Annotated in this window: 16 protein-coding genes; 12 read left to right on the top strand and 4 right to left on the bottom strand. The window is 63.1% G+C overall.

The window, feature by feature from the left end:
• Positions 1-172 precede the first annotated feature (172 nt).
• The 6 genes from ACQ66J_RS05550 to leuS all read left to right on the top strand — a co-directional run bounded on the left by ACQ66J_RS05550 (position 173) and on the right by leuS (position 10,201).
• Positions 173-877 (top strand): sulfite exporter TauE/SafE family protein, encoded by a 705-nt coding sequence (locus ACQ66J_RS05550; protein WP_430430810.1) that lies wholly within the window; start codon positions 173-175, stop codon positions 875-877.
• A 219-nt stretch (positions 878-1,096) separates the two neighbouring features.
• Positions 1,097-2,077 (top strand): homoserine dehydrogenase, encoded by a 981-nt coding sequence (locus tag ACQ66J_RS05545; protein WP_430430809.1) that lies wholly within the window; start codon positions 1,097-1,099, stop codon positions 2,075-2,077.
• The gene (locus ACQ66J_RS05540) at positions 2,074-3,021 is read left to right on the top strand and encodes an alpha/beta fold hydrolase (RefSeq protein WP_430430808.1); all 948 of its coding nucleotides are present in this window, start codon (positions 2,074-2,076) and stop codon (positions 3,019-3,021) included. The genes ACQ66J_RS05545 and ACQ66J_RS05540 overlap by 4 nt, the downstream gene beginning before the upstream one ends.
• Positions 3,014-4,159: a trans-sulfuration enzyme family protein gene (locus tag ACQ66J_RS05535; protein ID WP_430430807.1), complete on the top strand. Its 1,146-nt coding sequence runs from the start codon at positions 3,014-3,016 to the stop codon at positions 4,157-4,159. Before ACQ66J_RS05540 ends, ACQ66J_RS05535 begins: the two co-directional genes overlap by 8 nt.
• A gap of 157 nt (positions 4,160-4,316) precedes the next feature.
• The gene (gene ileS / locus ACQ66J_RS05530; RefSeq protein WP_430430806.1) at positions 4,317-7,487 is read left to right on the top strand and encodes an isoleucine--tRNA ligase; all 3,171 of its coding nucleotides are present in this window, start codon (positions 4,317-4,319) and stop codon (positions 7,485-7,487) included.
• A 20-nt stretch (positions 7,488-7,507) separates the two neighbouring features.
• Positions 7,508-10,201: a leucine--tRNA ligase gene (gene leuS, locus ACQ66J_RS05525; RefSeq protein WP_430430805.1), complete on the top strand. Its 2,694-nt coding sequence runs from the start codon at positions 7,508-7,510 to the stop codon at positions 10,199-10,201.
• Positions 10,202-10,395: 194 nt separating this feature from the next.
• On the opposite strand, the gene ACQ66J_RS05520 is transcribed toward leuS, so the two are convergent.
• Positions 10,396-11,418, bottom strand: a complete 1,023-nt coding sequence (locus ACQ66J_RS05520; protein ID WP_430430804.1) for a DUF6607 family protein — start codon at positions 11,416-11,418, stop codon at positions 10,396-10,398.
• 167 nt (positions 11,419-11,585) lie between these two features.
• Between ACQ66J_RS05520 and ACQ66J_RS05515 the strand changes: the two genes are divergently transcribed.
• The 3 genes from ACQ66J_RS05515 (at position 11,586) to ACQ66J_RS05505 (ending at position 17,098) form a co-directional block, all read left to right on the top strand.
• Complete coding sequence (locus tag ACQ66J_RS05515) at positions 11,586-13,694, top strand: TonB-dependent receptor domain-containing protein (protein ID WP_430430803.1); 2,109 nt, start codon at positions 11,586-11,588, stop codon at positions 13,692-13,694.
• A gap of 126 nt (positions 13,695-13,820) precedes the next feature.
• Positions 13,821-15,494 carry a carboxylesterase/lipase family protein gene (locus ACQ66J_RS05510; protein WP_430430802.1) on the top strand — a complete coding sequence of 558 codons (1,674 nt, stop codon included), beginning with the start codon at positions 13,821-13,823 and terminating at the stop codon, positions 15,492-15,494.
• Between the two features lie 80 nt (positions 15,495-15,574).
• Positions 15,575-17,098 carry a flavin-containing monooxygenase gene (locus ACQ66J_RS05505; protein ID WP_430430801.1) on the top strand — a complete coding sequence of 508 codons (1,524 nt, stop codon included), beginning with the start codon at positions 15,575-15,577 and terminating at the stop codon, positions 17,096-17,098.
• A gap of 1 nt (position 17,099) precedes the next feature.
• On the opposite strand, the gene ACQ66J_RS05500 is transcribed toward ACQ66J_RS05505, so the two are convergent.
• Positions 17,100-18,461 carry a DUF1254 domain-containing protein gene (locus tag ACQ66J_RS05500; RefSeq protein WP_430430800.1) on the bottom strand — a complete coding sequence of 454 codons (1,362 nt, stop codon included), beginning with the start codon at positions 18,459-18,461 and terminating at the stop codon, positions 17,100-17,102.
• Positions 18,462-18,527: 66 nt separating this feature from the next.
• Here ACQ66J_RS05500 and ppk2 point away from each other — a divergent pair, with 66 nt between their 5' ends.
• A complete protein-coding gene (gene ppk2, locus ACQ66J_RS05495; RefSeq protein ID WP_375548084.1) occupies positions 18,528-19,283 on the top strand; it encodes a polyphosphate kinase 2 in 756 nt (251 codons plus the stop codon).
• Between the two features lie 57 nt (positions 19,284-19,340).
• The gene (locus tag ACQ66J_RS05490; protein WP_430430799.1) at positions 19,341-20,420 is read left to right on the top strand and encodes a DUF2855 family protein; all 1,080 of its coding nucleotides are present in this window, start codon (positions 19,341-19,343) and stop codon (positions 20,418-20,420) included.
• Positions 20,421-20,587: 167 nt separating this feature from the next.
• Here the strand turns inward: ACQ66J_RS05490 and ACQ66J_RS05485 are convergent, their stop codons facing one another.
• Positions 20,588-22,396 (bottom strand): ABC-F family ATP-binding cassette domain-containing protein, encoded by a 1,809-nt coding sequence (locus ACQ66J_RS05485; protein WP_430430798.1) that lies wholly within the window; start codon positions 22,394-22,396, stop codon positions 20,588-20,590.
• A 239-nt stretch (positions 22,397-22,635) separates the two neighbouring features.
• On the opposite strand from ACQ66J_RS05485, the gene ACQ66J_RS05480 reads away from it, so the two are divergent.
• On the top strand, positions 22,636-23,253 hold the full coding sequence (locus ACQ66J_RS05480) for a class I SAM-dependent DNA methyltransferase (RefSeq protein ID WP_430430797.1): 618 nt from the start codon (positions 22,636-22,638) through the stop codon (positions 23,251-23,253).
• 4 nt (positions 23,254-23,257) lie between these two features.
• On the opposite strand, the gene ACQ66J_RS05475 is transcribed toward ACQ66J_RS05480, so the two are convergent.
• Positions 23,258-23,713: an Lrp/AsnC family transcriptional regulator gene (locus ACQ66J_RS05475; protein WP_430430796.1), complete on the bottom strand. Its 456-nt coding sequence runs from the start codon at positions 23,711-23,713 to the stop codon at positions 23,258-23,260.
• Positions 23,714-23,783 lie beyond the last annotated feature (70 nt).

Here is a 23,783-nt window from a genome sequence, read left to right as displayed (position 1 = left end):
TCCGGAACTCTCTTGGCTGGGAAATGCTGAAGATGAAACTATGGCAATATGCCTCAGCACCTTTTCTTCGCGGCCCGCCATACAGTCCTGTGCGTCGAGATCACCTTGTTTCCCATAGTATTTCAAGGGTTTTACGGCGCACTGAAAGACAAGGCCTGAAGGAGGCGACACGTTGACACACCCCGGAATGGATGTGGGGCCGCTCTTGGGCGGCCGTGTCGAGATCGATTTCCTGGCCGGATTGATCGCCGGCCTGTCCACCAGCGCCCATTGTCTGGCCATGTGCGGGGGCATCGCCGCCGTGCTGGCGCTGGGCGGGGGCGAGGGGGCTTCGCCTGCCCGACGCGCTTCGCGTTTGCTGCAGGCTCAGCTGGCGCGGATCGCGCTCTATGTGGGGCTGGGCGTGATCGCGGGGTTTATTGGCTGGGGCTTGCAGGATTCACGCCCTCCCGCGGTCTTTCATGACATGGCGCGGTATCTCTCTGCGCTGGTTTTGATGGCGGCCGGGTTTTCGATCATGGAGATCCCGATTTTCGGCGGCCAGGCCGGGCGTTTAGGCGCGCGTCTGGCGGCGCCGATCACCAAGCGTTTGCATCATCTGCACCGCTTCGGTCCGGTTGGTCTGGGGCTTGTCTGGGGGCTGATGCCCTGCGCCTTGATCTATCTGATGACGTTCTACGCCGGCTTGACCGGATCGCCCGTGCAGGGCGGTTTCGTGATGGCCGGGTTCGGTCTGGGCACGGTTCCCGCCCTGATGGCGGTGGGGCTGGGGGTGGGCGCCTTGCAAGCGCTGGCGCGTCAGCTCTGGCTGCGGCTTCTGGCGGGCGGTGCGTTGATCATCCTCGCGGTCTGGACGGCGCTCGATCACGGCATGTGAAAAAGGCCTGGACAACATATAAAGATATCCTTATATCCAGATTTGCGCCGATTTGAGCTTCAGCTTGCGGGCGCGGAATAAGTGCGGCTAAAGCGAAGCGTCGAGATTGTTTGAACCAGACACCCCCCCGTCCGCCTTGGACAGTCTCGACGCACCGCTCTCTGGCTTGTTCCGCTCCGGCTCCACCCCCGGCGCGAAAGAGACCTTAAGGAGAGCATCATGACCTATCCGGCCCTGCTGGATCGCCCCGTACAGTCCTCACCGACCCCTCCGCCGGTTCGCCGCATGCGCGCGATCATGCTGGGCTGCGGCGTTGTGGGCGGCGGCGTGATCGAGCGCTTGCCGGAGGGCGTTGAGCTTTTGGGCATTCTCACTCGCACCCCGCGTCCTGAAGGCGTTTCCGGCTTTCCTGTCTTCACGGATGCCGACGCACTTTTCGCGCTTCGGCCAGAGCTGGTGATCGAAGCGCTGCCCGGCGGGGCGGAGGCCGAAGCGCTGGTTGAGCGCGCGGTGAATGCGGGCTGTCATGTAGTGACGGCCAACAAGGATGTGGCCGCACGCCGTCCTGATCTGGTCGCCAGAACTTATGCGGCGGGCCGCACCTTTGCTTGTTCGTCGGCCGTCGGCGGCGGCGCGCCGGTTCTGGAAACCGTGGCGCGTCTGCGTGAGAACGGCGTCAAGGTGGGCCGGGTGCGGGGCGTCTTGAACGGCACCTCCAATTTTGTGCTCGACCGTCTGGCTTCGGGCCGCAGTCTCTCGGCGTCCGTCAAGGAGGCGCAAGACGCCGGTTTCGCCGAAGCCGATCCCAGCGCGGACCTGGACGGTCTCGACGCCGCGAACAAGCTCGCCTTGATCGCACGCGAAGCGTGGGGCGCCGTTCTTGATCCTGCAGCCATGCCCACGGCCTCGATCCGGGACCTGCCGGCTCATGTGCTGGAGGCGGCGCGACTGGACGGCCGCCGCATCCGCCAGATCGGATGCCTGTCGCGCACGGCGTCAGGCGTCAGCGCGCAGGTGCGCCTTGAGGCTTTGCCGCTCAATGATCCGCTGTCGCGGGCGCGGGCGGAAGGCAATGTGGTCGTGCTGCTGCCTGAGCGTGGCGCGGAGGTGATCGTGGCGGGCAAGGGCGCGGGGCGTCTGCCGACCGCCGGAAGCCTGATCGGCGATCTCAACCGGCTTCTGAAAGCCCAACGCTCATGACGGCGCTGGCGTCAGAAACCGGCCGATGTCGACCCTCTCACTGGCGTGTGCAGGAGTATAGCTGCGGCTTTGAACGCCCGAATGGCGGCGGCTGGTCAGATGTGCGCGGCCGGGTGGTCGGTCCCGATGACGGGGCTGTGACTATCGTGCTGGGCGGCATTTCTGCGGACCGGCGTCTGGTCGACGATGAAGAGGGACCGGGCTGGTGGCCGGGCGTGGCTGCGCCCGGCGGCGCGCTGGACCCGACCCGGCGCCGTCTGGTGTCCATGGATTTTCTGGACGACGCCGCCGAACCTTTTCCTAGCGTCGAAGATCAGGCGGCGGCGGTGCTGATGCTGGCGGACGCCGCCGGGATCGAGCGGTTCTCACTGGTGGGCGCCAGCTATGGCGGCACGGTGGGTTTGACGCTGGCGACCCTGGCGCCGGACCGGGTCAGCCGGCTGGATCTGTTGTGCGCCAGCGCGGGCGTGCATCCGATGACTCAGGGATTGCGGTCGATCCAGCGCGACATCCTTAAACTCGCCATCGACGCCGGGCAGGGCGCGCGCGGCGTCGACATCGCCCGGCGGCTCGCCATGACCACCTATCGCACGGCTGAGGAATTTGCTCAGCGCTTCGGCCCGGACGGCGAGACGGGCGGGGTTGAGGCCTATCTGGCCGCCCGCGGCTCGGAATACGCCCGCTCGGTTACGCCAGAGCGTTTCCTGTCGCGGTTGGCGTCCATGGAGGCCGCCGCGCCCGACCTGTCGCAGATCCGCTGTCCGGTGCGTCTTCTGGCGTTTACCTCGGATACTTTGGCGCCGCTGGCTCAAATTCAGGCGACGCATGACGCCCTGACGGGGTGTGAGGCGCAATTGATCGTTCGCGACAGCCTTTACGGGCATGACGGATTTCTCAAAGAGGCCGCGCTGGTGAATGCGTTTCTGGAGGGGCGAGATGACTGAGTTTCGCACGCGCGCGGTTCGCGCCGGGATCAATTGCGATCCCGGTCATGGCGCGGTTGTCGCGCCCATACAGGTGTCCAGCGCCTATCGGCGGGCCGATCCGGCCCAGCCTGGCGCGTTTGACTATGCCCGCACTGGCCAACCCGGTCGGGCGGAACTGGCCGCCGCCCTTGCAGCGCTGGAAGGGGCCTCCGGCGCGGTGGTGGCCAGTTCGGGAATGGCGGCGATTGATCTGGTGCTCAATCTGCTGCCCAACGGGGCGCGCATCCTCTGCGCCCATGATTGCTATGGCGGCACGCGGCGGTTGATGGATGCGCGCAGCCAGCAGCGCGGTTTTGACCTCGTCTATGTGGACTGCACCGATGACGCCGCGCTGGAAGAGGCGCTCTGGGACGGGGTGGATCTGGTGTTTTTCGAGACCCCGTCCAATCCGCGCTTGCGCCTGACCGATCTTCAGACCGCTTGCGTGCGGGCGAAAGCGGCAGGGGCGCTGGCGGTTGTGGACAACACCGTGTTGTCGCCCGCCCTCCAGCGCCCGATCGCGCTGGGGGCCGATCTGGTGGTCAGCTCGCTCACCAAGATGATCAACGGGCATTCCGACATGGTGGGCGGCGTGGTCTGCGCCCGGGACCCCGACCATGTGGAGCGCCTCAGCTGGTGGGCCAACGCGGCGGGGGCTGTGGGCGGGGCGTTTGACGCCTTTCTCGCCCTGCGCGGGCTGCGCACCTTGCCGGTGCGCGCCAAGGCGCAATCAGACAGCGCGCTCGAAATCGCCCGGCGACTCAACGCCCATTCCAAGGTGGTCCGGGTGGACTATCCCGGCCTTGAGAGCCATCCCGGCCACGCCATCGCCAAGGCTCAGCAGGACGGTTTCGGCCCGCTGATGAGCCTGGAGCTGACAGGCGGTGAAGCGGCGGCGCGCCAGTTCGTGCAATCGCTAGAGCTGTTCATCCTCGCGCAATCGCTGGGCGGGGTGGAAAGCCTGTGCGCCATTCCCGCCACCATGACCCACGCCGCCATGACGCCCGAGGCGCGGCAAGAGGCGGGCGTGCCCGACGGTCTGGTGCGCCTGTCGGTCGGTCTCGAAGCGCCAGCCGATCTCTGGGCAGATCTTGAACAGGCGCTGGACGGGCTTTAGCGCCCCCGCGCCTTGACCCCTGAGCATACAGGGGGTACCGCCGCATGTTGACTGTACTTATCTGGTGCAGGCTTTCCTCCGTGAATGGCATTGTCATCCGACGCGCCAGCTTAAAGGCGTGGGGAAGCCGTCAGAAACATGTGAGACGAGGATTGATATGGCCGACGCGACCAAGAGCGACGCCAACCAGGCTGAAGGCGCGACCGAGCGCCGTTTCCCTGCGGTTCCCGGACCGTCGGAGCTGCCCAAGATCGATTCAGACATTCTCGCCTTCTGGAAACAGGACGGCACCTTCCAGGCGTCCATCGACGAGCGCCCCGAAGACGACCAGTTCGTGTTTTATGACGGCCCGCCCTTCGCCAACGGCCTGCCCCATTACGGGCACCTGCTGACCGGCTTCGCCAAGGACGTGATCCCGCGCTTTCAGACCATGAAGGGCAAGCGCGTCGAGCGCCGCTTTGGCTGGGACACCCACGGCCTTCCGGCGGAATTGTCCGCGGAGAAAGACCTTGGCATTTCCGGGCGCAAGGCCGTTCTTGAAATGGGCATCGACAAGTTCAACGCCGCGGCGCGCGCCGGGGTGATGAAATATGCCGGCGAGTGGGAAGACTATGTCACCCGCTCGGCGCGCTGGGTCGATTTCGAGAACGATTACAAAACCCTCGACACCAGCTTTATGGAAAGCGCGCTCTGGGCGTTCAAACAGCTCTGGGACAAGGGCCTGGTCTATAAGGACTATCGGGTCGTGCCCTATTCCTGGGCCGTGGAATCCCCGCTGTCGAACTTTGAAACCCGTCTCGATAACTCCTACCGCAACCGCACAGACCCCGCCGTCACCATCGGCTTTGAGCTGAAAGAGGGTCAGGGCGAGCTGTCGGGCGCGAAAATCCTGATCTGGACCACCACGCCCTGGACCTTGCCCTCCAACCTCGCCTGTGCGGCGGGCGCGGACATCACCTACGCCATCATGCAAAAGGGCGAGGAGCGCTTCATTCTGTCCGTGAACGGATTGGAGAAGTACAAGAAGCAGCTCGAAGGCGCTGAGCAGGTCGGCACGCTGAAGGGCTCAGATCTGGCGGGCCTGAAATACCACCCGCCGTTTGACTATTTCGTCGGCTACGAAAACGCGCACCAGATCCTTCTCGAAGACTTCGTCGTCGATGAAGACGGCACCGGCATCGTGCACATGGCGCCGGGCTTTGGCGAGGATGACCTGAACGCCTGTCGCAAGGCGGGCATCGGCGTGGTCGTGCCGGTGGATCAGGCGGGCCGCTATACTAGCGAAATCCCTGATTACGAAGGCCTTTTGGTGTTTGACGCCAACAAGCCGATCATCCAGCGCATGAAGGAAGAGGGCAAACTCTTCCGCCATGATACCTATGATCACAACTATCCTCATTGCTGGCGCACCGATGAGCCGCTGATCTACAAGGCGGTGGACAGCTGGTATCTGAAAGTCTCGAACTTCCGCGAGCGGATGGTCGAGCTCAATCAGGAGATCAACTGGTCGCCGGGACACGTCAAGGACGGCATTTTCGGCAACTGGCTGGCCGGTGCGCAGGACTGGAATATCTCCCGCTCTCGCTTCTGGGGCACGCCGATCCCGGTCTGGGTGTCAGATGACCCCAACTATCCGCGCATGGATGTCTACGGCTCCATCGAGGAGCTGGAGGCGGAGTTCGGCGTCAAGGTCACCGACCTACACCGGCCCTATATCGACGAGCTGACCCGTCCGAACCCGGACGATCCCACAGGCAAGTCCACCATGCGCCGCGTCGAAGATGTTTTCGACGTCTGGTTTGATTCTGGCTCCATGCCGTATTCGCAGGTCCATTATCCGTTCGAGAACAAGGACTGGTTCGAGGCGAACTTCCCGGCGGACTTTATTGTCGAGTATGTCGCCCAGACGCGCGGCTGGTTCTACACGCTGATGGTGCTGTCGACGATGTTGTTTGACCGGCCGCCGTTCAAGAACGCGATCTGTCATGGCGTGGTGCTCGACGAGAACCGCCAGAAGCTGTCCAAGCGCCTGCGCAATTATCCCGACCCGATGGAATTCTTTGACCAGTACGGCTCGGACGTGATGCGCTGGTTCCTGATCTCGTCTCCGGTGCTCACCGGGGGCGATCTGCTGGTGCCTAAAGAAGGCCGCGAGATCGCGAGCGTGCAGCGCGAAGCCATCGCACCGCTTCTGAACGCGTATTCCTTCTTCTCGCTCTACGCCAATCTGGAAGAGCGCCAGCCGCAGATCATCACCTCGGCGAATGATCCGCTGGACCGCTATATCCTGACCAAGACTGGTGAGCTGGCGAGCGCGGTCGAGGCGGCGCTTGACGGCTATGACGTGCCGCGCGCCTGCAAGGACGCGACGGCCTTTTTCGACGCCCTGACCAACTGGTATATCCGGCGCTCCCGCGCCCGCTTCTGGGGCTCTGAAGACGAGGCGGCCAAGACCGCCGCGTTTGATACGCTCTATACCGTGCTGGTGAAGGTCTGCCGCGTGCTTGCGCCGCTGCTGCCGATCGTGTCGGAAAAAGTCTACAAGGCGCTGACGGGCGACCGCTCCGTGCATCTGACGCTATGGCCCAAGGCGGACGAGTTCCCGTCTGACCACGCGCTGGTGCGGTCGATGGATCTGGTGCGTGACGCCTGTTCGGCGGCTTTGGCCGTGCGCGAGCGCTCGCGCTTGCGGGTGCGCCTGCCGCTCAAGACCCTCACCATCGTGCATGCCGACAGTGCGGCGCTGGAGCCGTTTGCGGACCTGATCCGCGACGAGGTCAATGTGCGCGCCGTGGCCACGTCCACCGATCTGGACGCCTATGGCCGGGTGGAGCTGAAACCCGATCCGCGTATCGGCAAGCGTCTGGGCAAGGCCATGAAAGACGTGATGGCCGCGTCGCGCTCGGGTGAGTTCACCCTCAATGATGACGGCACGGCGAGTGTGGCGGGCCAGACCCTGGCCGCAGAAGAGTTCACCATGCGCGTGGTCACCGATGAAGGCTCTGACGCTGAACCTTTTGCGGGCACCGGCGCCATCGTGCTCGATACGTCTGTGGACGACGATCAGGCGCGCGAAGGCCTGGCCCGTGATCTGATCCGCGCCATCCAGACGGCCCGCAAGGATGCCGGGCTCGATGTGTCGGACCGGATCGCGCTGGGGATTTCAGGCGGCGACGCCGTGGCGGCGGCGATTGCGGCGCATGGCGATTTCATCAAGGACGAAACCCTCGCTGTCAGCCTGTCGGCCGAGGCGGGCGCAGGCTTTGTCAGCGAGACCGAGATTCAGGGCGATGCGGTGCGCATCAGTGTAGAGAAAGCGGCGGCGTAGGCCGTCCGGGACGATATTTGATGACCGAACAGACCGCATACGAGTTCAACGCCCTTGAGACCAAATGGCGCGCGTACTGGCAACAGAACCGCACCATGAAGACGCCGGACCCCAAGCCGGGCGACAAGACCTTTTACGTGCTCGACATGTTCCCTTATCCGTCGGGCGCGGGCCTTCATGTGGGGCACCCGGTTGGTTATCTGTCTACGGACATTGTCGCGCGCTATAAGCGCATGGCCGGGTATAAGGTGCTGCACCCGATGGGTTGGGACAGCTTTGGCCTGCCCGCGGAACGCTACGCCATGAAGACGGGCGTGCATCCGGAAGTCTCCACCCAGGCCAATATCGCCAATTACAAGCGACAGATGGACCTTCTGGGCCTGGGGTATGACTGGGATCGCGAGATTCAAACTTCCAGCCCGGATTATTATCACTGGACCCAGTTCATCTTCACCCGGCTCTATAACGCCTTCTATGACGCGGACGACGACAAGGCGCGCCCGATCAGCGAATTGCCGATCCCGTCCGAGGTCGAGGCCGCGGGCAAGCTGGCGGTTCAGGACTATCAGGACGCGCGGCGGCTTGTGTATTACGAGACCGCGCCGGTGAACTGGTGCGCGGAGCTCGGCACGATCCTCGCCAATGAAGAGGTTTTCGACGGCAAGTCCGAGCAGGGTTATGAGGTCATTCGCGTCCCCCTCAAACAGGTGAAGATGCGCATCACCGCCTATGCCGAACGCCTGATCAGCGATCTCGACGCGCTCGACTGGCCGGAAGGCATCAAGGACTCACAGCGCAACTGGATTGGCCGCTCTGAGGGCGTGCAATTGCGCTTCAAGGTGCAAGGCTCGGATCTGGAAGTCGAGACCTTCACCACGCGCGTGGATACGCTGGGCGGGGTGACCTTCCTGGCCGTCGCGCCCGAGCATGAGTTGCTTGATGCTCTGACCACGGATGACCAGAAAGCTGCGGTGACCGCCTATCGCGATGAAGCCGCGCGCAAGTCTGATCTCGATCGCACCAAGGACGCTGAAAAGACTGGCGCGCCCACGGGCAGCTATGCGATCAACCCGGTGACAGGCCGCGCCGTGCCGATCTTCGTCGCCGATTATGTGCTGCCTGATTACGGCACCGGAGCGGTGATGGGCGTTCCGGCTCATGACGAGCGCGATTTCGCCTTCGCCAACACCTATGGCCTCGACATTGTGCCGGTGATTGATCCCGGCGCCGATGCGCCTGAGCGCGAGGCCGTGCTGGCGGGGCAAAAATGCTGGACCGATGACGGGGTCATGCTCGCGGCGCCAGACGATTCAGGGCTCTACCAGGCCGGCGTGCGCTGGCGCGACGCGCGTGAGGCGGTGGCCGATCATCTGGAAGCGCAAGGCGTTGGCCAGCGGGTGATCAGCTATAATCTGCGCGACTGGATTTTCGCCCGTCAGCGCTATTGGGGCGAGCCGATCCCGATCATCCATTGGGAAGACGGCACTCGCACCACCGTGCCCGAGGATCAGCTGCCGCTGGCTTTGCCGCATATCGACACTTACAAGCCGACCGGTCATGGGGAATCGCCCCTGGCCCGCGCCGAGGACTGGGTCGAGGTCACCGATCCCGAAACCGGGATGAAGGGCCGCCGCGACACCAACACCATGCCGCAATGGGCGGGCTCGTGCTGGTATTATCTGCGCTTCAAGGACCCCAAGAATGCGTCCGCCATGGTCGATCCAGACCTGGAGAAAGCCTGGGGCATGGTCGATCTGTATGTGGGCGGCGCCGAGCATGCGACGCTGCACCTGCTCTATGCGCGCTTCTGGCACAAAGTGCTGTTTGACCTGGGGCTGGTCTCCACCAAGGAGCCGTTCCAGAAGCTGGTGAACCAGGGCCTTCTGACCAGCCACGCCTTCAAGAACGCCCGCGGAATCATCCTGCCGGTGGACGAAGTGGTCGAGCGCGAGGACGGAACCTTCGTACACGAACCCTCTGGCAATGTGGTCGAGCGGGTCGGCGCGAAAATGTCGAAATCGCTCCATAACGTGGTCACCCCTGATGATGTGGTCGAACGCTTCGGTGCGGACGCCTTCCGCGTGCACATGATGTTCATGGGGCCGGTGGAAGCGATGCGCGAATGGGAGACCGAGAAGGTCTCAAGCGCATTGAAATTCCTGCGCCGCGTCTGGCGGTTTGCGACCGAAGGCCTCGCCAATCCGTCGTCAGAAGCAAGCAAGCCTGTCAGCCTGGCGCTGACCAAGCTGGTGCTCGCGGTCACAGAAGATCTTGATAATCTGCGCCTGAACACTGGCATCGCCGAGCTGATGAAATTCCTCAATGCCGTTGAAGGTCAGCCGGTCAGCAAAGCCGTGCTGGATCAGTTCATCACCGTGCTCGCGCCGTTTGTGCCCTTCATGGCGGAAGAGCTGTGGGAGAAGGCCGGTCACAACCCGTCCGTCTTCGACGCCCAATGGCCGACGGCGAACGAAGCCGATCTGGACGCCGCGATCGAGGAGATCGAGGTCGTGGTGCAAGAAGGCGGCAAGCGCCGCGCCACGATCACTCTTGATCCGGATGCGGACGATCAGACCGTGCGCGACGCCTCGCTGGCGCGCCTCGCCGAAATGGGCAAACCGATTGACGGCGTCGACATGAACCGCGTCATCGTGGTGCGCGACAAGAAGTCGGGCCGCGTGAAGCTCGTCAACGTGCCCAAGCTGGGCGAGTAACCGGCGCATGAATGAAGAAAGCCCCGGCGGGTTCCGCCGGGGCTTTTTTATCCATAATCCTCTTTCCCGGACTTGGTCCGGGATCCAGAGCCGGATGCGCTGAGCTTGAAACCCCCTGGGCCCCGGCCTACGCCGGGGAAGAGGCGTGGGGTTAAGGTTGAAACCCGGCCAAGCGCAGCTCCGAGCCGGGGCCTCTACTCGAGCTCAAGCGGAGCGCCATCCACCGTGATCTGGGTTTCCATCACCTCAGCCGCGCGGGTGAAAGCGGTCTCAGCATCCTGCTCGCCATCGAGCACGGCCTGACCTTCGTTCAGGAGGGGCATGTAGAGCATGGAGCCTTCCGCGTCGTCTTCGGCGGTGAAGCGATCTGCGGTCTCCAAAATCTCGTCCCAGACCGCACGCACTTCGGCCCAATAGCCTTGCGTGCCGTCCCAATAGGTTTGGGCGGCGTGGTCGCCTTCCAGATCGAAACGGCGATAGGTGTTGATGCCGTGCTCGCGCACCAGCTCTCGTGTCTGTCCGTCGCGCAGGACGACTTTCAAGTTGTCCTGTTCATGGGTCCAGCCCCAGCTCAGGATGGTGTGCCGGTTCACCGCATCGATGACGTCGTAATCGTCGCGCGTGGTGGCGTCGCGCCGAGGCAGCGGGCGCCAGCTGCGCGCCGGCTCCCAAGTGGAGGCTTCGTCCGCATGCTCCCAGCGCGCAATGCCGGCATAGCGCGGGCTGTCATCGACTTGATAGACGGTTTGCGACCAGGCGCCACGAGACTGATCCGGGCTCAGAACGTCCATCGTCCATTCGCCGAAGCCTTGATAGGCCATCAGGCGCGAAGGCTCATACGCCCAATCCTGGCGCCAGTGCTTGACCACGAACGGGTCCTCCAGATCGCCGACCAGCAACAAATGCTGCAGCGAGATGAAGTCGCTCTCATCGGTGATCACATAGACCACTTCGCGCGCCGGGGTGACCTTGGGGTCGGCCAGCTCATACTCGGCTGAGATCGGCAGGAATTCGGTGAAATCAAACGTCACTTCGTACTCGCCCGCCATGGCGAGGATCGCCTGACGGTCCGTTTCGAACTCTGCCTGAAGATGAGTGTGCGTGTACGGCGCTTCAGCCAGAGGCGCGGTGTGTTGAGCGCCGGTGCTGGCGCAAGCGCTGAGCGATACCGCGGCCAGGCTGGCGGTGGCGAGCGTCATGAAACGAAGTTTGGTCATCTGTGTCCCCCTGTCTGGGTCGCCGCCGCAGAAAGGCGAGCGGATCGTGGTTCGGCGTATAGGCCAGTCTGCCATCTGCATAGTGCGAAAGATTCTCACTTGCAATCGCAAATGATCTGCGCCATTCAGTCACACAAATGAGAACGGTTCGCAATCAGGGGCGAGACATGACCACAATGATTTCCAAATTCCACGGACGCGCCTGGCTGGCCGCCAGCGTCTCACTTCTGGCGCTGACGGCGCCGGCGCTGGCCGAGGCTGACGCCGGGCAGGGCGCTGAAGCCAGAGATGTGATCGTCGTCACCGCGACGCGCACCCAGCTGACCAATTTTGATTATCCGGGGCTGACCAGCGTGATTTCGCTGCAGGCGTTAGACGAGAACCGCCCGACGGATCTGATTGAACTGCTGGAAGATATTCCGGCGCTGGAGGTTTCGGGCGGGCCGCGCCGGACGGGGCAGACCCTGAGCCTGCGCGGGCTGGGCCGGGAGAACGTCACCTTGCTGATCGACGGCGCCCGCCAGAACTTCAACAGCGCCCATGACGGCGTCTTGTTCCTCGATCCCTCGCTTCTGGGCCGCGTGGAAAGCGTGCGCGGGTCCGCCTCCTCCTTGTACGGATCAGGCGCGGCGGGCGGCGTGATCGCCTTTGAAACCCTAGAGGCTGACGACCTTCTGGACGACGGCCAAAGCTTTGGCGTGCGCGCTTCTGCGGGCTATCGCTCGGTCAATGAAGAAAGCCGTGGGTCTGTCGCTCTGGTTGGCGATACGGGGGCGTTTGCAGGGGTGGCGGCGCTCAGCCTGCGTCAGTCGGGCGATATCGAGCTGGGCTCTGGCGACGCCTTGACGGTTGAAGACGATATCGTCTCCGGTCTTCTGGGCGGGGAGTGGGATATCAGCGACGCCCTTGAGCTTGAGCTGGGTTGGCTCAGCTTCCGCAATGACAGCGTCGAGCCCAATAACGGGCAGGGCGCGGCGGGCGTGGATAGCCTGAACCCGCTGATGAACAAGGACGTATCCTCTGACAGCCTGCGCGCGACCCTACGCTTCGCCCCGTCAAACCCGCTGATCAATCTTGAGACGACGCTCTATCACAATATCGGCGCAGTGGATGAAACCGATGAGAGCCTCAACCGATTCATCGAGCGCGATCTGACCACCACGGGGATTCGGGCCGAGAACCGCGCCGCGTTCGCCTTGGGTGGTCTCGACATGGCGCTGGTGACCGGCGCGGAATGGTATGAAGACGAGCAGGAGGGGACGGATTCCGCGACCTCAACGGGCGTGCGCGGCGGCGTGCCCAGCGGGGCGACCCGGTTCACCGGCGTCTGGGCGCAGCTTGAGAGCACGCTCGATCTGGGCTCGGCGGGCGAGCTGATTGTCCTGCCTGGCGTGCGATTTGACCAGTTTGAGAGCGAGTCAGACCAGGCCGACACCAATAACGACGACGCGGTCTCTCCGCGCATCGCCGCGACCTGGGCGCCCAATGACAGCGTGCGCGTGTTCGGGTCCTGGGCCGAGGCGTTCCGCGCCCCGTCGCTGAACGAGCTGTATCTCAGCGACACGCACTTCTCCTTGCCTCATCCGATCCTGGGCGCGCCGGTCTTCATCACCAACAGCTTTATCGCCAACCCGGATTTGAAACCCGAGCACACCGAAACCCTCGAAATCGGCGCCGCCTTCAGCCATCAAGGTCTGTTCACGAGCGATGACCGGCTTGAGATCAAGGGCGCCTGGTTCCAGACCGAAGCCGAAGACCTGATCAATCTCAATGTGGACTTCGCCTTCAACCCCACCTGTTTCGCGCCGCCCTTCCTGCCGTGTTCGGCGGGGACCACCTATTCGGAAAATCTGGCGGAAGCGGAACTCGAAGGCTTTGAGATCGCGGCGGCTTATTCGGTCGGGGCGTTCGAGCTGTCCGGCTCGATCTTTGAAGTGGATGGCGAGGACAAGGCCACAGGCGAGCCGCTAGGCGCGCTGCAGCCGGTGATGGGCTTTGTGAACGCCCGCTACACGTTCGAACCCCAGCGTCTCACTTTGGGCGGCCGTGTGGCTTTCGCGGCTGATTTCGACAAGACCGACAGCACGGCGCAAGAGCGTGACGGCTACGCCGTGCTCGATCTTCACGCCGGGTGGACGCCGCTGGCGGACCAGCCGCTGCGCATCAATCTCGGCGTCGATAACGTGTTTGACGAGGACTATGAGCGTGTGTTTGCGGGCGTGTCTGAAGCCGGCCGCAGCGTCCGCATTGACCTGACCTGGACGGGCGCTTGGTAGAGAGGGCCTGACGCCTGTCCCATGAAGGGCGCGTCCGGACGCGGGCGCGCCCTTTTTTCATTCATGGCTTGCCGCTCGCCCATCGCCGGGACACAGTCCGGGGAAAGCGTATCGGGGAGGCTGTTCATGCGTTTGGGTCTGAAGTTGGCGGCGATCATGTCCGCCTTGTTTGTGGTGTCCGCCTGTACAAGCGTCGAGCCTGCGCCAGAGCCGCATCCAGATACGCAAAGACTCCTGTCTTCCGGGCCCGTGGTCGGGTTCTTGAGTGAAAACGGCGCCCCGACCTGGCTGGGCTTGCCCTATGCGCAATCGACAGCCGGCCCCAATCGCTGGCGCGCCCCCGAGCCGACACCGTCCCGTACGGGGCTATTGGAAGCATTGCAGCACCCCGAGCCCTGTCCTCAGATCGTCAATCGGCTGAGCACGGAGACCACCGGCTTGCCGGTTGGTGCGCTCTATGGCTCTGAAGACTGTCTGAAACTTGACGTCTATGCGCCGGCATCCGCCGAGCCGGGCGCAGACGGTCTTCCGGTGATGATGTGGATCCATGGCGGGTCGAACACCTGGGGCTACGCCAGCCAATATGACGGCTCGAAACTGGCGCAGGAACAAGACGTGGTCGTGGTGGTGGTCCAGTACCGCCTGGGACCGCTCGGCTTTTTCGCCCACCCCGATATTGATGAGGGCCAGGGCGCCAATTTCGCGCTGCTGGACCAGGTCGCAGCTCTGAACTGGATCCAGGCTGAAATCTCGCAGTTCGGCGGCGATCCGGACAATGTCACGATCTTTGGTGAAAGCGCGGGCGGCCAGAACGTCGCGGCGCTGCTGGCCTCGCCGTTGGCGTCAGGCCTGTTTCACCGCGCGATCGTGCAATCGGGCTTCTTTGACAGCGTTCCGCTGGACGAGGCGCGCAACGGCGACGTGAACAGCGCCATCCCCGCCGCAGACCGCATGGTGCAGGCGCAAGGGAACCCGGATTTGCGCGCCCTGTCTCTGCAAACCGTCTTTGACGCGTACAATCTGGGCGATCCACGCGCTGAGCTGCCCCGGGTGATCGCGGACGGGGTGAGCTTGCCACGCGCGGGGCTGGCGAGTGCGTTCGACAGCCCGGAGACGTTCAACGCCGTGCCGGTGATCACCGGCACGAACCGCGATGAAATGAAGCTGTTCAATGCGCTCAATGATGATCTGACCCGTCGGCGTTTCGGTCTGCTGATTTCGATCCGCGACCGGGCCTATTATGATCGGTTGAGCCATTACCAGTCGCGCTTGTGGCGCATACTGGCCGTGGATCAGGCGGCCGAGCGCATGCAGAGCGCCGGTCACGATCAGGTCTGGGCCTACCGGTTTGACTGGGATGAAGGCGGGCGCCTTCTGACCATGAATCTGTCGGAGATTTTCGGCGCGGCCCATGCGATGGAAATTCCGTTTGTGTTCAACCATTTTGACTTTTTCGGACAGCTTGACCGGGCGCTGTTCAACCGCAGCAATGAAGACCGGCGAGACGCATTGGCGGCCAGCATGGGCGCGTACTGGGCGAATTTTGCCCGAGATGGCGATCCCGGCGCGGCGGGTGGCCCGGACTGGCCGCGCTGGTCCTCTGACGCCGAGTTGATGCGCTTTGACGCGCCCTCCCCTGAACTCATCGAAGGGGCGGACAGTCTGTCCGCGCTGTTGTCTGACCTCGGCTCTGATCCAGCGCTTAGCGCGGCGCAGATCTGCCGCGCGGCGCAGGCGCTGAGCAATTGGCGGGATGAACTGGAAGATCAGATCCTGACGCAGACCGATTGCGCGGCCTGAGGACGTTACCTCTTGCAGACTGGAAGTGAACGGTGTTCACTGCTGCTCTAATGAGCGGCGAAGCCGCCGGGGAGGAACCTATGTCTGCAACCCTTTCGACGCCCGTCGAGGTGGAACTTGATGTACTGATTGTCGGCGCCGGTCTGTCCGGCGTCGGCACGGCTTGGCATTTGCAGCATCGCTGTCCGGATCAGTCCTATCTGGTCCTGGAAGCGCGCGAGTCCCTGGGCGGCACCTGGGATTTGTTCCGCTATCCGGGCATCCGCTCTGACAGCGACATGTACACATTCGGCTATGCGTTCCGTCCCTGGACGGACGGCAAGGTGTTCGCCGACGGCCCGTCCATCCGCAACTATGTCAACGACACGGCGGAAGAAGCGGGAATCTCCGAACACATCCGCTATGGCCACAAGGTGGTCGGCGCGCACTGGAACACCGAGGACGCGCGCTGGACGCTGGAGGTGGCGGTTGACGGGTCTGACGAGATCAAGCGTTTTCGCTCGAAATTCATGGTGCTGTGCTCTGGCTATTACCGCTATGAGCGCGGCTATATGCCGGACTTTCCGGGCATGGCGGATTTCAAGGGTGACATCATCCACCCCCAGCTCTGGCCCGAAAACTATGATTACTCGGGCAAGCGCGTCGTGGTGATCGGCTCGGGGGCGACCGCGATCACGCTGGTGCCCTCCATGGCGGAGAAGGCGGCCCACGTCACCATGCTGCAGCGATCGCCGAGCTATGTCGCGGCGCGGCCTTCGGTGGACAAGACGGCGGACTTCCTGCGCAAAATTCTGCCATCGAAAGCCGCCTACGGTCTGACGCGGATCAAGAATGTGCTGCAGGCGATCCTGGTTTTCCAGCTGTCGCGGCGCTGGCCGGACTGGGTGAAGAAGGGCGTGCTCAAGGCCATTCAGGACGAGCTCGGCGAAGACTTCGACGTCGAAAAGCATTTCTCGCCCAGCTATCGCCCCTGGGATCAACGCTTCTGCCTGGCGCCGGAAGGTGATTTCTTCGACGTTCTGAAATCGGGCGAGGCCGATATCGTCACCGATCAGATCGAGCGCTTCACCGAAACGGGCATCGCACTCAAATCGGGCGAAACGCTGGAGGCGGATCTGATCATCCCCGCCACGGGTCTTGATATGCTGGTGGGCGGCGGCATTGATATCAGCGTGGATGGCGAGGCCTTCAACGCACCCGAGCATGTCACCTATCGCGGCATGATGTTGTCGGGCGTGCCCAATGCAGCTTTGGCCTTTGGCTACACCAACGCCTCATGGACGCTGAAAGTGGACCTGACGGCGGAGCGCGTGTGCCGTCTGATCAACCACATGAAAACGCGCAATCTCGATTATGTGGTGCCGGTCCCGCCAGAAGATCTGGAAACCCTGCCGCTTCTGGATTTCTCGTCGGGCTATGTCCAGCGCGCCTTGCCGACCCTGCCGCGTCAGGGAGCGACCACGCCCTGGCGGACCTATCAGAATTATATCCAGGACATGCTCGCGATCCGCTTTGGCAAGCTGGCGGACGGCCATGTGCGCTTCGGCACGGCCGGCGATCAGGTGTTTGACGCCCGGGAGCCCTATCGGGAGGCTGCGGAGTAGCCTAGTCCGGCGTCCGTTCCACCGGCGGCATCTCCCATGCGCCGCTCAGGGCGTCAGGCTGTGGCGAGTAGAGCCGGGCGGTGATCGCAAAGGGCTCGCCCGCGCGGACGGGCAGCCAGTTGCTCTGTCTTGAGGGCGGCGGCTCGGCGCTGAACGTCAGGGTCAGCCCGCCGTCTGGATCGCGCACAAGATCGGACTGGCTGTGGACCGCATAACGGCCGGACGGCGTCTCGATCAGATACCCTTGCGCGTCATAGACCGTGATCGACCAGAAGGCGTCCACGGGCGGGATTTGGTCAGACTCAAAGCGGATCTGGTAGGCATGATCGCCCGTCAGCAGCGCGCCCTCGCCGTCGATGTCGGTATTGGGATAAATCGCGTCCTCGGCGCGGTTCGCCCCCAGGCCAATCAGGGCGACGCCCGCGCGCAGCGCGTAATCCTCGCCATACTCGCCGACGCCGTCGCGCAGCGTGCGCCAGTTTGTGGGTCCGTAAGGACGCGAGTGGACGCCCTCGGCTAGCTGGGTGCGGGCGACTGAAACGCCGCGCTCTACCGCCCAGCGCGCCAGCAGGCCCAGCGTTGAACGATTGCCCTCCAGCTGGGGTCCATATCCCAGCGGTGAGAGTGTATTGAGGGCGTCCGGCTCAGGGTCTGAGGCGGACATCACATCCGCCATGCGGGTGAAAAACGCATCAGCGCTTAAGGTGTCGACGTACTCAGGCGGCAAGCCGTCGATGGGCGTCGGTTGCGATAGTGGCGCGGCGCCGGTCAGGCGCACGGCGTCTTGCAACGCATGGATCGGGGCGAGGTCTTCACCGGGTGCAACGGCGATCCGCCCGATCAGCCAGGCCGTGCGGGTTGAGACGGTCATCACTGCTATGTCAGTGTCATCTGGGCGGGCCTGGTCCGGGCCGAGGATCAGGACGTCGTGCGGGCCGGATCCGTTCAGCCTCTGGCTGGGCGCGCCTGCGACTTCGGTCCAGGCGTCCAGCACCTGAAACATCCAGTCGCGGTCACCAAAGTCAGGCGTGCTCAGCAGGACGGGGCCTTCCGACAGGTCGAGAAAGGCCAAGGTGTAGAGCGTATCGAGATTGGGGCGCACGACGGTGCGATCTTCATGGCTTGGCCGCATGCGCCGATGATAGAGCGCATTCAGGGCCGGGGCCTCGGCGCGCGCCAGAAAGGCCTGACGCGTGACATCGCTCAGCACGAGCGGATAGCCATAGACATAGGCCTGCCCGGATCGCTCGCCGAGCGCGCGCAAGCCCAGCCCTTCAGGGTTCTTCGTCAAGACGGGCCAAGCGCCGATCATGATGAGCCCCATCACGATCACCAGCCCGGCCAACATGATGATCTGTCGCATGTCTCACCCTCTGCCCCGAAGCTGATCAGCCTTGCGCGGTTATCCGACACGCGCAAGGCTGAAGCCATGGACAAGGATATCTATAAAGCCGAGCTCTACCCGCTTCAGGTCAATCTGGTGGCGCTTCAGCGTCATCTCATCGCCGACAATCGCAAGCTTCTAGTGATTTTCGAGGGGCGCGACGCCGCCGGCAAGGACGGCGTGATCAAGCGCATCGTGCAGCATCAATCTCCGCGTGAAACGCGCGTGGTCGCTCTGGGCAAGCCGTCGGACCGGGACCGGGCGAGCTGGTATTTCCAGCGCTGGGTCAATCATTTGCCGTCACAGGGCGAAATGGTGCTGTTCAACCGCTCCTGGTATAATCGCGCCGGGGTCGAGCGGGTGATGGGGTTCTGCACCGAGCAGGAGTATGTGCGCTTCCTGCGCGATGTGGACCCGTTTGAAACCTTGCTGGTGGATGATGAGCTGATCGTGCTCAAATATTATCTCGACCTGTCTCGCACCGAGCAGGCGGAGCGTCTGGAAGCGCGTAAGAGCGATCCGCTGAAGACCTGGAAGATCTCGCCCGTGGACGCCGTGGCGATGGAGAAGTTTGACGCCTATTCCGAGGCGCGCAACGCCATGCTGGCCGCCACAGGCGACGCCGCGCCCTGGCGGGTGGTGAAGGCGGATGACAAGCGCGCGGCGCGGCTGGCCGTGATCGGTGATCTTCTCTCTGCCGTTCCCGGGATCGACTATCCTCATCCGCTGACTTCTGTGGACCCCGCAGTGCTGCGGATTTGGTCAAAGGGTGACAGACCGACAGACTTTCTGGAACATTAGTGCTTAACTAACATCCGATGAGGCGGATCACCGCCCGTATAATCTGGGGAGGACGCCATGGGTTGGGCCCTGGCCATCAATAAAGCCGATATTTCAGACGCCAAGCTGGTGGACACCCGCCCGCAGCCGCTGAGCGACGGACAGGCGCGGCTGGCGATCAAACGTTTTGCGCTCACGGCGAACAATATCACCTACGCCGCGTTCGGCGCGCCCATGCGCTATTGGGATTTCTTTCCGGCCGAGGACGGCTCGGGTCGCCTGCCGGTCTGGGGGTTCGCCGATGTGGTCGAGAGCCAGGCGTCCGGGCTTGAGGTCGGCGAGCGGGTCTATGGCTATTGGCCGGCGGCGGACGAGGTGGTCCTTAGTGTGGATGCGGTCAAACCGGGCTCCTTCCAGGATGTCTCGCCCCATCGCACAGACCTGCCGGGCGCCTATAACCGTTATGTGCGCTGCGCGGGCGATCCGGGCTACGCGCCCGAGCGTGAAGCCGCGCAGATGGTGCTGCAGCCGCTCTTCATCACCTCCTTCCTGATTGATCTGCATTTGCGCGACCATGACGTTCTGGGCGCCGGGCAGATCACCTTGACCAGCGCCTCGTCCAAGACGGCGCTGGCCCTGGCGCATCTGCTGCACGCTGACCATCCAGATGGCGTGAAAATCGAGGCGCTGACCTCGGCGCGCAATAAGGGCTTTGTCGAGAAGACGGGCTATTACGACGTCGTCAGCACCTATGACGAGATTTCAGGGTTCAAGCCGGTACCGCGCCGGCTGGTGGTGGATTTCGCCGGGGATTCCAAAGTGAACATGGCGATCCATGAGACATTGTCAGACAGTCTGGTCGGCAATATCCGCGTCGGCGGCGCCCATTGGGAGAACTCCGCCCCGCCCGGCGCGATGCCGGGGCCGAAACCGGTGTTTTTCTTTGCGCCTGATCATGTGCGCGACCGGATGAAAGCCTGGGGCAGCGAGGAGTTCAGCCGCCGCTATGGCGCGGCCTGGATGAGCTTCGTGAAAGCCGGTGAAAGCCTGTTTGAAGAGCAGGCGCTTGAAGGCGGCGCAGGGGCGCTCAAGGCCTATGACGCGCTGATCGAAGGCCAGTTCGACGCCGCCGCCGCCATGACGATCAAGCTGGGGTAAGGTCTGGTTTTCTCCTCTCCCCCTTGAACAAGGGGGAGAGGTCGGGTGAGGGGGTGCGCTTCGGCACGCAATGCATCTGACGGATCAGGCGCTGCTCACCCCTCACCTGTCCTCTCCCCTCAAAGATGGGAGAGGGACGCTCACAAGAGTCGTGATGTTTTCTGCGCTCACCCGCCCTCGATCTCTTCGCGCAGCATTTCAAGCTCCAGCCAGCGCTCTTCCTTGGCGGCTTTGTCCTCGGTGAGTTGGGCGTGTTCTTTCGTGGCGGCGTTGAAGCGCTCGGGATTTTTCGTAAACAGGGTCGCGTCCGCCAGCTCGGTTTCGAGCTGGGCGAGTTTCGCTTCGATTGTTTCGATCTCGCCGGGCAGGGTCTCAAGGGCATGCTTGTCCTTGAAGCTCAGCTTGCCGCTGGGTTTGGTCTTGGGCTTGTCGGTCTTGGCCTTGCTGGCGCGGGCGGCTTTTTCTTCCGCCTTGCGCGCTTTCACGCCTTCGCCGCGCTGGTCGATCATGTCGGAATACCCGCCGGCATAGACTTGCCAGACGCCGTCAGATTCCCAGGCGATGGTCATGGTCGCGGTGCGGTCGATGAAGTCGCGGTCGTGGCTGACCAGGAGCGCGGTGCCGTTATAATCACCGATCAGCTCTTCCAGAAGATCCAGCGTTTCCAGATCAAGGTCGTTGGTCGGTTCGTCCAGCACCAGAAGGTTGGACGGCAGCGCCAGCGCACGCGCCAGCATCAGGCGGGCGCGTTCACCGCCGGACAGAGCGTGCACCGGCGTGCGGGCCTGTTCGGGGCTGAACAGGAAATCTTTCATATAGGCCTGGACGTGCTTGGTCTTGCCGGCCACCTCAATGCGCTCGCCGCCGCCGGGCGCGATGGCTTCGGTGACGGTCCACTCCGGCTTCAGCGCCGCGCGGCGCTGGTCGAGGCTGGCGATTTCGAGATTGGTGCCGAGCTTCACACTTCCGGAGTCGGGTTCGATCTGACCGGTCAGCACTTTGATCAGCGTGGTCTTGCCTGCGCCGTTGGGGCCCACAAGCGCGATCCGGTCGCCGCGGGCGATCTTGATGGAGAGGTCAGTGAAGATCGGGCGCCCGTCATAGGCCTTGCTGATATGCTCGGCCTCGATCACCAGCTTGCCGGATCGGTCCGCTTCGCTGACCGACAGGCTGGCGGCGCCTTGCGGGCCACGCCAATTCTTGAGGTCCGATTTCATGGACTGCAGCTCGCCCACCCGGCGCACATTGCGTTTGCGGCGCGCGGTGACGCCATAGCGCATCCAGTCTTCTTCGCGGGCGATCTGGCGTTCAAGCTTGTGACGCTCCAGCTCTTCAGCCTCAAACACCTCGTCCCGCCAGCTCTCAAAATGCGCAAAGCCGCGATCGAGGCGCCGGGTCGTCCCGCGGTCGATCCAGATGGTCTGACGGGTCAGGTTTTCCAGAAAGCGCCGGTCGTGGCTGATCAGCACCAAAGCGCCACGATGGGCGTTCAGCTCGCTCTCCAGCCATTCAATCGCGGGCAGATCGAGGTGGTTGGTCGGCTCGTCCAAAAGAAGGATGTCAGGCTGGGGCGCAAGCGTGCGCGCCAAAGCTGCCCGGCGCGCTTCGCCGCCCGACAGGGTGGCGGGGTCCGCCTCGGGATCCAGCCCCAGATGTTCAGCCAGATAATCAGCGCGATAGGCGTCGTCCCCGGGCGCCAGACCGTCGCGGATATAGGTGATGACGCTGTCATAGCCTGCAAGGTCCGGCTCTTGCGGCAGATAGCGCAAGGTGGAGCCGGGATGGACAAAGCGCTCGCCGGTATCGGCTTCGATAATCCCGGCGGCGATTTTCAGGAAAGAGGATTTGCCCGAGCCGTTCCGGCCCACAAGGCCGATGCGCTCATTATCGCGCACGATGAGATCGGCGCCGGTGAGCAGGGGCGTGGCCCCGAAAGTGAGGCGGGTGTCGGTGAGGGTCAGAAGCGGTGCAGACATGACTTAGCCGTTAGCGGAGGGGCGCAGCGCTGTCACCCTCCCAGATCATCGGCGAGGCATGCGTCATAAAAGGCTGTCAAAGTTGCACATGGTCTGGATGCAACCTGAAAAGAAAAATTCATATAAAAATCCTAGATATTGAAAAATCGATTTAGAAATAGTGGTTAAGCGCAATAATTGGATTCCTCTTTCGGTTCCGGGTATAAGTAATTATCTTGTAAATTACTGGAGAAAGACCCGTGAAATCTGAGAATGAGATTCTTGACCGGATCTACAACTTGAGTGGCGATCCTGAAGAGTGTCGAGATGCTTACAAGGATTGGGCGGAGAACTACGACACAGATACGGTGGAAGGCATGGGCTATGTGGCGTCGCGCGTCGCCAGCGACAAGCTCTCATCGCTTCACCCGGATACGTCCATCCATATTCTCGATGCAGGCTGCGGCACGGGGCTCGCGGGTCTCGAGCTCAGCAAGCGCGGCTACGTCCATGTGGACGGCATGGACCTTTCCCCCGACATGCTGACCCTGGCGCGCCGCAAGGAAGTCTATGAGGACCTGCGCGAAGCGGACATGACTGAAACGCTCGACTATCCCGACAACGCCTATGACGCGATTATCTGTGTCGGCGCGTTCACCCACGCCCATGTGGGGCCGCAAGGTTTTGACGAGCTGGTGCGCATCACCCGTCCCGGCGGCAGCATCGTGGCGACGGTGCATGAAGATGTCTGGGACGAAGATAAATACCCGACCCACCTCAAGGCGCTTGAAGCGTCCGGCAAGGTGAAAATCCGCGAGGCGGATGAAGCGGACTATCACGTCCACAAATGCCGCCTCGTGGTGCTCCAGCCTGTCTGAGGGCTCAGTCCAGCGGCAGGGCTGTCGTGCGTTTGACCGTGCCGAAGGCGAAGCTGGTTTCGATGGCGGCGATGCCGGGCACGGGGTGCAGCCGTTCGCGCATGAAGCGCTCATACCCCGCCTGGCTGTCGACCACGACCTGCAGTAGATAATCCTCCGCCCCGGAGGTGAGGTGGCATTCCAGCACTTCGTCGAGCCGCAATATCGCCTTTTCAAAGCCGCTGACGGTGGCGGGCGCATGGTTCGCCAGCTTGATGCGCAGGAAGGCGGTGATCGGCAGGCCCGCCTTGTCGCGATCGAGGATCGCCGTATAGCCGGTGATCAGCTCGCGCTCCTCCAGCGCCCGCACGCGTCGCAGGCAGGGTGAGGGCGACAGGCCGATCTGGTCGGCCAGAGCCTGATTGCTGATGCGTCCATCTTGCTGGAGTGCGGTGAGAAGGCGTCGATCTATGCTGTCCATAGGCGCACATTAGCAGAATCTGCCAATTTGAACACAGCGCGGGGCTGAAATGGCAAGCCACTGCCTGTCC

Origin of the sequence: Oceanicaulis sp., from assembly GCF_965284345.1 — a bacterium.
GTDB classification, from domain to species: Bacteria; Pseudomonadota; Alphaproteobacteria; order Caulobacterales; family Maricaulaceae; genus Oceanicaulis; species Oceanicaulis alexandrii_A.
The sequence above is the reverse complement of the archived record's forward strand: the minus strand, read 5'-3'. Positions and strand labels throughout refer to the sequence as shown.

Bases quoted from the DNA above. Each gene is read 5' to 3' on its own strand.
- ACQ66J_RS05485 (WP_430430798.1), bottom strand. From the start codon at position 22,396: ATGTCTGCACCGCTTCTGACCCTCACCGACACCCGCCTCACTTTCGGG.
- ACQ66J_RS05510 (WP_430430802.1), top strand. From the start codon at position 13,821: ATGCGTTTGGGTCTGAAGTTGGCGGCGATCATGTCCGCCTTGTTTGTG.
- ACQ66J_RS05505 (WP_430430801.1), top strand. From the start codon at position 15,575: ATGTCTGCAACCCTTTCGACGCCCGTCGAGGTGGAACTTGATGTACTG.
- ACQ66J_RS05490 (WP_430430799.1), top strand. From the start codon at position 19,341: ATGGGTTGGGCCCTGGCCATCAATAAAGCCGATATTTCAGACGCCAAG.
- ACQ66J_RS05545 (WP_430430809.1), top strand. From the start codon at position 1,097: ATGACCTATCCGGCCCTGCTGGATCGCCCCGTACAGTCCTCACCGACC.
- leuS (WP_430430805.1), top strand. From the start codon at position 7,508: ATGACCGAACAGACCGCATACGAGTTCAACGCCCTTGAGACCAAATGG.
- ACQ66J_RS05540 (WP_430430808.1), top strand. From the start codon at position 2,074: ATGACGGCGCTGGCGTCAGAAACCGGCCGATGTCGACCCTCTCACTGG.
- ACQ66J_RS05475 (WP_430430796.1), bottom strand. From the start codon at position 23,713: ATGGACAGCATAGATCGACGCCTTCTCACCGCACTCCAGCAAGATGGA.
- ppk2 (WP_375548084.1), top strand. From the start codon at position 18,528: ATGGACAAGGATATCTATAAAGCCGAGCTCTACCCGCTTCAGGTCAAT.
- ACQ66J_RS05535 (WP_430430807.1), top strand. From the start codon at position 3,014: ATGACTGAGTTTCGCACGCGCGCGGTTCGCGCCGGGATCAATTGCGAT.
- ACQ66J_RS05520 (WP_430430804.1), bottom strand. From the start codon at position 11,418: ATGACCAAACTTCGTTTCATGACGCTCGCCACCGCCAGCCTGGCCGCG.
- ACQ66J_RS05500 (WP_430430800.1), bottom strand. From the start codon at position 18,461: ATGCGACAGATCATCATGTTGGCCGGGCTGGTGATCGTGATGGGGCTC.
- ileS (WP_430430806.1), top strand. From the start codon at position 4,317: ATGGCCGACGCGACCAAGAGCGACGCCAACCAGGCTGAAGGCGCGACC.
- ACQ66J_RS05515 (WP_430430803.1), top strand. From the start codon at position 11,586: ATGACCACAATGATTTCCAAATTCCACGGACGCGCCTGGCTGGCCGCC.